This window comes from Aminobacter sp. GW821-FHT11F06, assembly GCF_058808215.1.
Genome location: NZ_JBXARL010000016.1, coordinates 1 through 12,692, shown reverse-complemented (window position 1 = coordinate 12,692; position 12,692 = coordinate 1). Strand labels below are relative to the sequence as shown.

Here is a 12,692-nt window from a genome sequence, read left to right as displayed (position 1 = left end):
CGGATGCTGAGGCTGGTCGTATCGAGGCTGCTTTACGCGGCTGTCATTCTGCTCGGGGTCATCCTTGTGGTGGCCTCGCTGGTCAAGCTCGTGCCGGGCGATCCGGTCGACGTGATTGCCGCCGGCAATCCCGGCATGAGTGTTGCCGACATGGACACGCTGCGCGAGCGCATGGGGCTGACACGCTCCGTGCCGGAGCAGTTCGTCGCTTATCTCGGCCATGCGGTGCAGGGCGATCTCGGAACCTCGATCCGCCAGGGCGTTCCGGTCACCACCTTGATCGCCGACCGCCTGCCGGCGACCGGCGAGCTCGCCTTCTGGACGCTGCTTCTGGCCTTCGTCATCGCGGTTCCGCTGGGCATCGCCACAGCGCTCAAACGCGACAGCTGGTTGGACTATGCCGGCACCTTCGTCGCCGTTTTGGGCGTGTCGATGCCGGGCTTCCTGCTCGCCGTGCTGATGATCCTGTGGTTTTCCATCGAGTTGCGCTGGCTGCCCGCGTCCGGCTATCGCGGATCAGCACTCGCGAGTCTTGGGCGCGCTGTTGTCGAGCGCGACGTCTCCATCTTCTGGAATGCCTTCCGCTATTTCATCATGCCGTCGATTTCGCTCGCTTTCGTTTTGGTCGCTGTCAATGCGCGGCTGATCCGCTCGGCCATGCTGGAAGTCCTGCAGCAGGACTACATCACCTTCGCCACCGCCAAGGGCGTGCCGCGCTTGCGCATCATCCTGCGTCATGCGCTGCGCAACGCGCTGTTGCCGATCGTGACCCTTGCCGGCCTGCAGATGGGGGCGCTGTTGTCGGGCACCGTCGTCATCGAGACGGTGTTCGCCTGGCCCGGCATCGGCCGGCTCGCGGTGGATTCGATCCATGTCCGCGACTATCCGATCATCCAGGCGGTGGTGCTGATTTCGGCGGCACTGTTCATCTCGCTCAACCTGATCGTCGACATCCTTTACCGCTTCATCGATCCGAGGGTGCGTGATGACTGAGGCCGTGATTGTGTCCGCTGAAACAAAGCCCAAGACTGAGCGCCGCTTCCTCGGAGCCCTGAGCCGCAGCGCCAAGGGCATATCAGGCCTGTTCCTGATTGCCATCGTCGTGCTGTGCGCCGTCTTTGCAAAAGGCATCGCCCCGCACGACCACGCCCAGCAGGTCATCGAGTGGCGCTACGCCCCGACCGTCTGGCAGGACGGCGGCAGCACCACAAACCTGCTCGGCGGCGACAATATGGGCCGCGACATTCTGAGCCGCACCATCATGGGCGCGCAGGTCTCGATCCAGGTGGCGCTGATCGTGGTATCGATCGCACTCGTCGTCGGCTCGACCCTCGGCGCGCTCGCCGGCTATTTCGGCGGCATCGTCGACACCATCATCATGCGCATCGTCGACTTCCAGCTCGCCTTTCCGTTCCTGCTTCTGGCGCTGATCTTCATGGCGGTGCTGGGGGCGGGGTTCGCCACGCTGGTCATGGCGCTGGCCTTTGCTTTGTGGATCAATTTCGCCCGCATCGTGCGCAGCGAAACCATGCGCATCCGCACCCTCGACTATGTCGATGCCGCCATCACCATGGGCGTGTCGCAGATGCGCATCATCTTCACCCACGTCCTGCCCAACGTGCTGCCCGCCGTGCTTGTCGTCGCCACCCTCGACATCGCCTTGGTCATCATCTCGGAAGCCGCGCTGTCCTTCCTCGGTCTTGGCGTGCAGCCGCCCACGGCATCCTGGGGCGTGATGATCTCGGAAGGCCGCGACTTCCTCTATGAGCAGCCTTGGATCGTCATAGCGCCCGGCATCGCCGTGCTGATCTCCTCGGTTGGCATCAACCTGTTTGGCGATTTCCTGCGCGATTACTTCGATCCCCGCCTGGAGAGGATGTGACCATGACAGCCTCTCCCTTGTTGTCTGTTCGAGACCTGACTGTCGATTATCCCAGCCGACACGGCGCCGTCCGTGCCGTCAATGGCGTCAGCTTTTCCGTCGCGCCGGGTTCGGTGCTTGGCGTCGTCGGCGAAAGCGGCTCGGGAAAATCCTCGATCGGCTACGCGCTGATGCGGCTGACGGACGCCTCGCACGCCATTTTGGGCGGCGCGGTCACCTTCGAAGGCCGCGACCTGCTTGCCCTGTCGAGCCGCGACTGGCGCAAGCTGCGCGGCAACCGCATCGCCATGGTGTTCCAGGATGCCATGGCGACGCTGAACCCGGTCATGCGGGTCGGCGACCAGATCGGCGAAGTCTTCCGCTATCATCGCCCCGGCATGTCGCGCAAGGCGATCCGCGCGGCGAGCCTCGATCTGCTCGAACGCGTCGGCATCCAGGATGCCGCCCGCCGCATCGACGCCTATCCGCATCAATTGTCGGGCGGCATGCGCCAGCGTGTGGTCATCGCTGCCGCCATCGCGCTCAAGCCGGCTTTGCTGATCGCCGACGAGCCGACCACGGCGCTCGACGTCACCGTACAGGCGCAGATCCTGCGCCTGATGCAGGAGCTGAGCCGCGAGCAGGGTACCGCGATGATCCTGATCAGCCACGATCTCGATGTCGTCGCCGACGTCTGCGAGGACGTCGTCGTGATGAAGGACGGTGTTATTGTCGAGGCCGGTCCTGTCGACGACGTGTTGAGCCGTCCCCAGCATGCCTACACGCTTCAATTGCTCAACGCGCGGCCGAGCTTCGGTGCCGGCCACATGCAGGCCGAGGTGAGCCATGGCTGACGACGCTTTGCTCGAAGTCCGCGGTCTGGTCCGCCATTTCACTCTGTCGGGCCGGCTGTTTGAAAAATCGCGGCAGCTGACGGCAGTCAACGATGTCAGCTTTTCCATCCGCCGGGGCGAGGCCTTCGGGCTCGTCGGCGAAAGCGGCTCGGGCAAGTCGACCATCGGCCGCATCATTGCGAGACTGACCGAACCGAGCGCCGGCTCGGTCAGCTTCGACGGCGTCGACTGGCTCGCCCTGCGCGGCAAGGCTTTGCGCGACAGGCGCCGCGACGTCCAGATGGTGTTCCAGAGCCCTTATGCCTCGCTCGATCCGCGCTGGCGGGTGCGCGACATCCTGGCCGAACCGCTCAAATCCTACACCGACCTCAAGGGTTCGAGCCTGACGGCGCGCGCAGCCGAACTGATGGAGCAGGTCGGCCTCAACCCCGACTGGCTCGACCGTTTCCCGCATCAATTCTCCGGCGGCCAGCGCCAGCGCATCGCGATTGCCCGCGCGCTGGCCTCCAGTCCGAAGCTTTTGATCGCCGACGAGCCGGTCTCGGCGCTTGACGTTTCCAGCCAGGCGCAGGTGCTGCAACTGCTGCGCAAGATCTGCACCGAGCAGGGCCTGGCGATGTTGTTCATCTCGCACGACCTGTCGGTTGTCGATCACCTTTGCCAGCGCGTCGGCGTGTTGAACCGGGGCGTGCTGGAGGAGGTCGGCCCGACATCCGAGATTTTCCGCACGCCGAAGTCCGATTACACCCGCCGGCTGATCGACGCCGTGCCGGGCAAGAAGCGCCGCGCCGCCGAAAGGGTTGTTCATGCATGACATCGTGATCAGGGGCGGGCGCGTCATCGACCCCGAGACCGGCCGTGACGAGATTGCCGACATCGCCATATCGGGCGACAAGATCGCTGCTATTGGCGCCGATCTCGGCCCGGCGCATCGCATCATCGACGCAACGGGTCTGATCGTTGCGCCCGGCTTCATCGACCTTCACGCGCATGGCCAATCCGTGCCGGCCGACCGCATGCAGGCCTTCGATGGCGTGACCACGGCGCTCGAACTGGAAGTCGGTGCCTTGCCTGTTGGCGCCTGGTACGACGCGCAGGCCAATACCGCCCGCGTGCTCAACTATGGCACCGCTTCCGCCTGGGTCTTCGCCCGCAAGGCGGTGATGATCGGGCTGGAACTCAAGCCGGGCGAGGCGCCGATCACTGTCATGGGACGCGGCTTCGACGACCCGCGCTGGTCGACCGATGCCGCCACCGAAGCGCAGGCGGCCGAGGTCGTGGCGCTCACGCGCCAAGGTATCGACGAGGGCGCGCTTGGCATTGGCATCCCCGCCGGCTACGCGCCAGGCGCCGGCGCCAAGGAAATGAGCCTGATCTGCGATCTGGCCGCCGAAACCGACACGCCGACCTATACCCACATCGCGCAGATGTCGAACATCGACCCCAAAAGCTCGATAGAGGCCTATGTCACGCTGATCGGGCTGGCGGGGGCGACAGGCGCGCACATGCATATCTGCCACCTGAACTCGACAAGCCTGCAGGATGTCGAACGCGCGGCGGCGATCATCGCCAAGGCGCAGGCGCAAGGGCTGAAGATCACCACCGAGGCCTATCCCTACGGCACCGGCTCGACGGTCGTCAGCGCCGGCTTCTTCGTCGATCCGGCATTTTCCGCCCGCACTGGCACGGGTTACGACGCGATCGAACTTGTCACCACGCACCGTCGTCTCGACGGCATCGACGATCTCAAAAAGGTCCGGCAGGCCGACCCCTCGGCACTTGTGCTCTGGCACTTCCTCGACACCGAGGACAATCCGCGTCACCGCGCGCTGCTCGACGTGTCGGTGATGTATCCCGGCGGCGCTATCGCCTCCGACGCGATGCCGTGGAGCCAGCCGGACGGATCGCCCTATGAGGGCAGCGAATGGCCGCTCGGGGACGACAAGACGGCGCATCCCCGATCCTCTGGCACCTTCACCCGCTTCCTGCGCCAATGGGTGCGCGAGCGCGATGCGATCCCGCTCGTCGAGGCGATTGCCAAATGCACGCTGATTCCGGCCCAGATCGTTGAAAGCTGCGCGCCGCTGTTCAAGCGCAAGGGCCGGCTGCAGCCGGGTTGCGACGCCGACATCGTCGTCTTCAATCTCGCAACGATCGCCGACCGCGCCACCTTCGCCGAGATGAACCTGCCGGCCGAAGGCGTGCGACACATGCTGGTCAATGGTCAGCAGGTGATCCGCGACGGGGTATTGGACGAGGCTTCGGCACCAGGCCGTCCGATCAGGCGAGGTGCCGCGTGAGCGTTCCGGTCCTCGTCGTCACCGGCTTTCTCGGCGCCGGCAAGACGACGTTCATCAACCAGCTTTTGCTGCGCTCCGAAGGCCGCCGCATCAGCGCCATCGTCAATGACTTCGGCGCCATCAACATCGACGCCGAGCTGATAGCTGACGCAGCCGACACGGTGGTCGGGCTGAAGAACGGCTGCATCTGCTGTTCGCTGCAGGGCGATCTGTTGCGCACTTTGAAGCTCGTGCTGTCCCAGCCTGTCAAACCCGACCACATCGTCATCGAAGCCAGCGGCGTCGCCGATCCTAGGGGCATTACCGAAACCCTGATGGACCCGATCCTGTGGAACGACATCCGGCTCGATGCGGTGGTTGCTGTCGTCGATGCCGACGAGGTCGCTGCCAATCCCGGCCGCATGCGTGACGAGCTGTGGCGCGTGCAGGTCGAAGCGGCGGATTTCATCGCGCTGTCCAAGACCGGACTGAGCGAGAGCTCCAGCGAGGCGCTCCGCGCGGAGCTGGTTTGGCTCAACAAGACGCTGGTCTTTGAAACCGACGGCGATGCCATGCCGATCGAAGCACTGCTCGTCACCGACCGGCCTCCGGCCCAGCCCGGCCAGGCAAAAGTCGGCGCCTCGCGCTTCACCTCGATCGAATGGCAGTCGGCAGGCCCTGTCGCGCTCGACCGCTTCCAGGCCGGCATGGACCAGCTTGCGCCACAGGTCATCCGCGCCAAGGGCATCGTCAATTTCATCGAGCGGCCCGGCCAAAGCTTCCTGCTGCAGATGGTCGGACGCCGCGCCACCTTGCGCCCGTTTCCAAAATTCGAGCCCGATTGCCGCCTCGTTCTGATCGGCGAGGCCAGCGTCATCGATGCCGAGACGGCGCATGCCCGGCTCGCCGAAATCTTCACCTCATAACCCGCAAGCGGAGTTGTCCAATCATGCGCGTGTTCAGTGCCGTCCTTGCGACTGAGACCAACACATTCTCGCCCATCCCTACTGGCTTGACTGCCTTCGTCGAGGGCGGCGACTATTATCCAGCCGGCCAGCATCCCGATCACATGACGCTTTATGGCGGCCAGCTGTGGGCGGCGCGCGAACGCGGTCGCCGCGAGGGCTGGACGCTGTTCGAAGGCCTGAGCGCCTCGGCGGAACCGGGCGGAACCACCACCCGCCATGCCTATGAGACGCTGCGCGACCAGTTGCTCGACGATCTCCGGGCCGTCCTGCCTGTCGACATGGTGCTGATGTCGCTGCACGGCGCCATGGTCGCCGACGGCTACGACGATTGCGAAGGCGACATCCTCGCCCGTATCCGCCAGATCGTCGGCCCCGACACTGTCGTCGGCTGCGAGCTCGACCCGCATTGCCACATGACCTCTGAGATGATCGACAATGTCGACATCCTGCTGGCCTACAAGGAATATCCTCACACCGACGTTTATGAATGCGGTGTCCAGCTCGTCGATCTCTGCCACCGCATCGCCACCGGCCAGATCAAGCCGAAGGCAGCGCTTGTCGATACCGGCATGGTCACCTTCATCCGCACCACCACCGAGCCCGGCCTGTCGATCATCGGCCGCATCCGCGCCATGGAGCAGAAGGACAAGGTGCTGTCGGTATCGATCGCCCAAGGTTTCCCCTGGGCCGACGTGCCCGAAATGGGCACGCGTGTCGTTGTCTACACCGACGATAATGAGGACCTGGCACAATCGCTAGCACAGCGGCTGGCCGACGATCTCTACGCCATGCGCGCCGAGATCGTGCCGCCGATGCCTTCGATCGACGAGGCGCTCGACCAGGCGCTCGCCGCACCCGCTGGGACCGTTGTCATCGCCGATACCGCTGACAATGCCGGCGGCGGTGCCGCAAGCGACTCGACTTTTTTCCTCGCCCGCATGATCGAGCGCGGTATCCGCGACGCCGTCATCGGTCCGCTGTGGGATCCGATTGCGGTTCGGCTGTTGTTCGAGGCCGGTGAGGGCGCCGTGCTGCCGCTGCGCGTCGGCGGCAAGATTGGGCCAAGCTCGGGCAATCCCGTCGATGTCACCTGTCGGGTGCTTGGACTGAAGCGAGACCTGGTGATGACCGGCCTTGGTGGCGTGCCGTCGCCGATGGGCGATTGCGCCTTGATCGACTGCGGCGGCGTCGAAATCCTGCTCGCTTCCGAACGCTCCCAGGCGATCGACACCGACCTGTTCACCGGCATCGGCTGCGATCTCACCAAAAAGCGGATCGTGGTGGTGAAATCCACCCAGCACTTCCGCGCATCCTACGAAAAGGTCGCAAGTGCCGTGATCTATGCCGCCTCGAAAGGTACCGTCACCTCGCATTTGTCGAGCCTGCCTTACACCAGGATCAAGCTTCCGAAGTGGCCGATTTCCACGGCCGCCTAATAGGGTAGCGGCGAGGCCAATTCACCATCTGGACATATATGTACATTGCCATTAGTTTCCTCCCGGTTCGGGAGGATTCCTATGCCTGTGCGGGCGCAAGCCTCGCATCATCCCGATCAGGCATAAGACGGATATTTTCCAGGAAATGGCATAATGACCCGCCGCTACTCCGCGCTGTCGCTGATCAAGGAAGGTTTCGCCGGCCAGAAGGGCTGGAAACCAGCCTGGCGCACGCCCGAGCCGAAGAAGACTTATGACGCCGTCATCATCGGCGGTGGCGGGCATGGGCTGGCAACCGCCTATTATCTGGCCAAGACCCACGGCATCCCCAACATCGCGGTGCTGGAAAAGGGCTGGATCGGCGGCGGCAACACTGGCCGCAACACGACGGTCGTGCGCTCCAACTATTATTATCCCGAAAGCGTGGCGCTCTACGGCCTGGCGCACAAGCTCTATGAGGGCCTGTCGAAGGAGCTGAATTACAACATCATGCTCTCCCAGCGCGGCATGGTCACGCTTTGCCACAGCATCGGCGAGATGGAGATCGCCGCGCGCACGGTCAACGCCATGCAGATCAACGGCACCGACGCCGAGCTGTTTTCGCCCGAAGACGTCAAACGTGTCGCCCCGATCTTCAACTTTGCCCCCGACGCACGCTTTCCGGTGTTCGGCGGCGTGTGGCAGGGCAGGGCCGGCACCGCACGGCACGACGCGGTCGCCTGGGGTTATGCGCGCGGCGCAAGCGCGCTTGGCGTCGATATCATCCAGAATTGCGAAGTCACTGACTTCATCGTCGAGGGCGGCCGTTGCCGTGGCGTGAACACGTCGCGCGGCACCATTCGCGCCGACCGCATCGGCATGGCGGTTGCCGGCCATTCGTCCGTGCTTTCGGCAAAGGCCGGTTTCCGCCTGCCGATCAATTCCTATGCGCTTCAGGCCTGCGTCTCCGAACCGGTCAAGCCCATCCTCGACACGGTGGTGCTGTCGCCGGGCACGGGCGTCTATGTCAGCCAGTCCGACAAGGGCGAGATCGTCATCGGCGGCGCGCTCGACCGCGTGCCATCCTATGGCCAGCGCGGCAATCTGCCGACGCTTGAGGGCGTCATTTCAGGGCTGCTCGAAATGTTCCCGGCTTTCGGCCAGCTCAAGCTGATGCGGCAATGGGCCGGTATCGTCGATGTCGTGCCGGACTCTTCGCCTGTTATTGGCGAGTCGCCGCTGCCCGGCCTGTTCCTCAATTGCGGCTGGGGTACCGGCGGCTTCAAGGCGATCCCGGCTGGCGGCACCTTGCTTGCCCATTTGCTGGCGACAGGCAAGCACAACGACATCAGCCGCCCCTTCGATCTCGACCGCTTCGTCACCGGCCGCCTGCTGGACGAAGCCGCCGGTTCCGGCATCGCTCATTAGGCTGGAGTCAATCATGCAGCTCTTTTCCTGCCCCTTCTGCGGCGCGCGCGACGAGACCGAATTCCATTTTGGCGGCGAGGCCGGCAAACTCCGGCCCGATGGCGCTGATGTCACCGCCGATCGCTGGGCCAATTATCTCTATATGCGCGACAATCCCAAGGGCGCTGTCCGCGAGGTCTGGGTGCATATGAACTGCGGCGAGTTCTTTGTCATGGAGCGCGACAGCGTCAGCCACAAGGTCGGGTCATCGACATCCCTCGACGGCGCGGAGCATGCCCAATGACCGCCACGCGTCTGACTTCCGGCGGCAGCGCCATCGACCGTTCCCGCCCGATCTCGTTCAGCTTCGACGGCCGCATGGTGCAGGGATTTGAGGGCGACACCATCGCCTCCGCCCTGCTTGCCAGCGACGTGGCCGTCGTCGGCCGCAGCTTCAAATACCATCGCCCGCGCGGCATCTGGGGTGCCGGCGTCGAAGAGCCGAACGCCTTGGTTGATGTCAACGGCAGTGTCGCGACGACGCCGAACACCCGCGCAACCACCGAGTTCGTGCGCGAAGGCATGATCGCCAGAAGCGTCAACGCATCCCCCAACGCTGCTGCCGACCGCAACGCCTTCATCGACCGTTTCTCGCGTTTCATCCCCGCTGCCTTCTACTACAAGACATTCATGTGGCCGGACTGGCATCTGTTCGAGCCGCGCATCCGTGCGGTCGCAGGGCTTGGAGCGGTCGACCCCCACTGGCAATCGTCCGGGCCGTCCGACCAGATCAATCGCCACTGCGACGTGCTGGTGGTCGGTGCCGGGCCCGCCGGCCTGGCAGCGGCCAAGCTTGCTGCCGCCGCAGGGCAGTCCGTCATCCTGGTTGACGACCAGCACAAGCCAGGCGGCTCGCTCAACCATCGCGAAAGTGAGATCGACGGCAAGCCAGCGTCGGTCTGGATCGCCGAGACGATCGCCGACCTTTCCAGCGCAGGGCATCTGGTTCTTTCCGCCACCACAGCCTTCGGCATCTACGACCATAATCTGATAGGGCTGAACCAGCGCCATGGCGATGGCAGGCCCGATACGCTGTGGCGGGTCAGGCCGCGCCAGATCGTGCTGGCCACCGGCGCCATCGAGCGGCCGCTGCCTTTCGCCAACAACGACCTGCCCGGCATCATGTCGGCCGATGCGGCGCTGATCTATCTCAGGCGTTACGCGGTGTTGGTGGGCCAGCGCATCGTCGTCGCCACCAACAATGACAGCGCCTACGAGGGAGCAGCAGCCCTTGCTGAAGCCGGCGCCGACGTCACGCTGGTCGACATGCGTAAGGCCGCGCCTGCCATACCCAAGGGCGTCAGGCATATTGCCGGTCGCCTTGTCGCTTCGGCGCGCGGAAAAATGCGCGTCGAAGGTGTTGTGCTCGACGACGGCACCGCGCTCGATGCGGATTGCGTTGTGGTGTCAGGCGGCTGGACCCCGACCATCCATCTATTCTGCCAGGCCAGGGGCAAGCTCGCCTGGAGCGACGAACGTGCCGCTTTCCTGCCAGGCGACCCGGTCGAGGCCACCGCAGTCGTCGGTGCGGCTGCAGGCGCGGTCTCGCTGGCGGAGATCTTCGAAAGTGCCGCCAAAGCGATGCCGGGCGAGACCAAGGCCGCGGCGCCGCGCAGCACCGGCGTGGAAGCGACCGGCGGCATCCTCGCCGCCTGGCCGATCCCAGGTGCCAAGGGTCGCGTCTGGATCGACTACCAGAACGACGTGACCGCCAAGGATGTCGAGCTCGCCGCCCGCGAAAACTTCATCTCGGTCGAGCATCTCAAGCGCTACACCACACTTGGCATGGCGACCGACCAGGGCAAGACCTCGAACCTTGCCGGACTGGCCCTGATGGGCGCCGTCACCGGGCGCACGGTTCCCGAGGTCGGCACCACCACCTATCGCCCGCCTTTCACGCCGGTGCCGTTGGCAAGCTTTGCGGGGCTGCGTGGCGGCGAACTGATGTCGCCGGTGCGCCGTCTGCCGCTCGAAAACGCCCACCGCGCCCAAGGCGCTGTCTTCCAGGAATATGGCGGCTGGCTGCGGCCTGCCCATTATGGTGGTGCGGATGCCGACCGGGCGATCCAGGACGAGGCGCGGCGTGCCCGACAGTCGGTCGCGCTGTTCGATGGCTCGACGCTCGGCAAGATCGAGGTGATGGGCCCGAAGGCGGCCGAATTCGTCGATTTCATCTATTACAACACCATGTCGACGCTGAAGCCCGGCCGCTGCCGCTACGGCTTCATGCTCTCGGAAAACGGCGTGGTCTTCGACGACGGCATTCTGGTGCGGCTGGACGAGCACCGCTTCGTCGTCTCCTGTTCGAGTTCGCATGTGGCTGCCGTGCACGCCCGCCTCGAGGAATGGCGGCAGGACCGTTTTGGCCGTGACGCCGTCTATATCCACAACGCCACCTCCGAGCTGGCAACGCTGACCGTGTCTGGGCCAAGCGCCAGGAAACTGCTCGCGGCACTGAACCTTGGCCTTTCGCTCGACGATGCCGATCTGCCGCACATGGCGATCGGCGAGGGTATGTTCGAAACCGATCCGGTGCGTGTCGCCCGCGTCAGCTTCACTGGCGATCGCAGCTACGAGGTCTCGGTCCGCGCCGACAAAGCGGAGCGGCTGTGGGCGCGCATGCACGAGGCGGGCAAGGTCTTCGACGCGGTGACCATCGGGCTTGAGGCCCTGATGATCCTGCGTGCCGAAAAAGGCTACATCGTCATCGGCAAGGACACTGACGGCACCACACTGCCGCATGATCTCGGTGTCGATGGTCCGCGCGTGAAGCGCGCGACGGAATATGTCGGTCGCCGCTCGCTGTTCACCGATGTGGCCGTGCAAGCGAACCGCCAGCAGTTGGTCGGCCTCGCCGTCGCTGAGGGCGAAGAACCACTGGCGACTGGCGCGCATGGCATCTCGCGTGAGGGTGGCAAGATCAGGAGCCAGGGTTTCGTGACCTCGAGCTACCACAGCCCGACGCTTATGCGACCGATCGCGATTGGCCTGATCGAGCGCGGGGCAGCGCGCCATGGCGAGACGATCGACATCCAGCACCTCGGCATGGCCCGGCGCGCGACGATCACCAGCCCTTGCGCCTTTGACCCATCAGGAGAGCGGCTCAATGCGTAATCTCGCGGAAAAATGGACGGCCATACCGGATTGGCAGGCAGCCGTCATCGACACATCGGGCCTTGCGATCCGTTCGGTGTCCGGCTTGAACCAGTTTCTCGTCAGCGGCAATCTCGCCGCCTGGAGCAAGGCATCTGGTATAGCGCTTGAGCCGGTGGGCGCATTCGGCGCGGCAAAGGGCGACACTTATACGGTTCAGGTCGCGCGCGACCGGCTGCTGGTCGTGTCAGCCCGTCCGTCCGGCGTTGGCCAAGGCTGGCACCACGAGGGCTTCGCCGTGACCACGGTGAGTGCCTGTTACCAGATATTCGAGGTCGAAGGCGCGATAGACGAACTCATCGCGCGCGCAACGACGCTTGATCCGGGCAAGGCAAGCGCGTCGGCATCCATCTCGTTTGCCGGCATCAATGCTGTCGTCTATCGCCACGGCGAAAGGCTTCGCATCCACGTCGATCGCGGCCTTGCGATCTATTTCTGGACCTGGGCGGCAACCGTCAGCGGCAATATCGCACGCGCGGACGTCTGACGTCAGACCTACCTGCCTGGCCGGGAGCTTTCAGGCGGGCGATGAAGTCGTCGAAAATGTCGATGTCCTCGGGGCCGGGCTCCTGGCCGCTGAAGGCCAGCAGATAGCATCTGCTGATCACTTCGACAGAACTCTAGCTGTGGAGCCTCAACAGGTTGTCCCCAGACAGGCCGAGTCTGCTTATTGGTGTTTTAGATTTTAGGCTGCC

Annotated in this window: 11 protein-coding genes; all 11 read left to right on the top strand. The window is 64.5% G+C overall.

What is annotated here, in order from left to right:
• The first annotated feature begins 3 nt into the window (after positions 1–3).
• The 11 genes from AC1RTB_RS25555 (at position 4) to AC1RTB_RS25505 (ending at position 12,484) form a co-directional block, all read left to right on the top strand.
• Positions 4–993, top strand: a complete 990-nt coding sequence (locus AC1RTB_RS25555) for an ABC transporter permease (protein ID WP_492882111.1) — start codon at positions 4–6, stop codon at positions 991–993.
• Positions 994–1,003: 10 nt separating this feature from the next.
• Complete coding sequence (locus AC1RTB_RS25550) at positions 1,004–1,882, top strand: ABC transporter permease (protein WP_492882112.1); 879 nt, start codon at positions 1,004–1,006, stop codon at positions 1,880–1,882.
• 2 nt (positions 1,883–1,884) lie between these two features.
• Entirely contained in the window at positions 1,885–2,715 is an 831-nt protein-coding gene (locus tag AC1RTB_RS25545; protein WP_492882113.1) for an ABC transporter ATP-binding protein, read from the top strand.
• The gene (locus AC1RTB_RS25540; protein WP_492882114.1) at positions 2,708–3,529 is read left to right on the top strand and encodes an ATP-binding cassette domain-containing protein; all 822 of its coding nucleotides are present in this window, start codon (positions 2,708–2,710) and stop codon (positions 3,527–3,529) included. Before AC1RTB_RS25545 ends, AC1RTB_RS25540 begins: the two co-directional genes overlap by 8 nt.
• Positions 3,522–5,015, top strand: coding sequence for an amidohydrolase family protein (locus AC1RTB_RS25535; protein ID WP_492882115.1), 1,494 nt, complete (start codon positions 3,522–3,524; stop codon positions 5,013–5,015). The genes AC1RTB_RS25540 and AC1RTB_RS25535 overlap by 8 nt, the downstream gene beginning before the upstream one ends.
• Complete coding sequence (locus AC1RTB_RS25530) at positions 5,012–5,920, top strand: CobW family GTP-binding protein (RefSeq protein ID WP_492882116.1); 909 nt, start codon at positions 5,012–5,014, stop codon at positions 5,918–5,920. The genes AC1RTB_RS25535 and AC1RTB_RS25530 overlap by 4 nt, the downstream gene beginning before the upstream one ends.
• 23 nt (positions 5,921–5,943) lie before the next feature.
• Positions 5,944–7,398 carry a M81 family metallopeptidase gene (locus tag AC1RTB_RS25525; RefSeq protein WP_492882117.1) on the top strand — a complete coding sequence of 485 codons (1,455 nt, stop codon included), beginning with the start codon at positions 5,944–5,946 and terminating at the stop codon, positions 7,396–7,398.
• A gap of 153 nt (positions 7,399–7,551) precedes the next feature.
• Positions 7,552–8,805 (top strand): sarcosine oxidase subunit beta family protein, encoded by a 1,254-nt coding sequence (locus AC1RTB_RS25520; protein WP_492882118.1) that lies wholly within the window; start codon positions 7,552–7,554, stop codon positions 8,803–8,805.
• Between the two features lie 13 nt (positions 8,806–8,818).
• Positions 8,819–9,088 carry a sarcosine oxidase subunit delta gene (locus AC1RTB_RS25515; RefSeq protein ID WP_492882119.1) on the top strand — a complete coding sequence of 90 codons (270 nt, stop codon included), beginning with the start codon at positions 8,819–8,821 and terminating at the stop codon, positions 9,086–9,088.
• Positions 9,085–11,958: a sarcosine oxidase subunit alpha family protein gene (locus AC1RTB_RS25510; protein ID WP_492882120.1), complete on the top strand. Its 2,874-nt coding sequence runs from the start codon at positions 9,085–9,087 to the stop codon at positions 11,956–11,958. The genes AC1RTB_RS25515 and AC1RTB_RS25510 overlap by 4 nt, the downstream gene beginning before the upstream one ends.
• On the top strand, positions 11,951–12,484 hold the full coding sequence (locus tag AC1RTB_RS25505) for a hypothetical protein (RefSeq protein WP_492882121.1): 534 nt from the start codon (positions 11,951–11,953) through the stop codon (positions 12,482–12,484). The genes AC1RTB_RS25510 and AC1RTB_RS25505 overlap by 8 nt, the downstream gene beginning before the upstream one ends.
• The last annotated feature ends 208 nt before the right edge of the window (positions 12,485–12,692 follow it).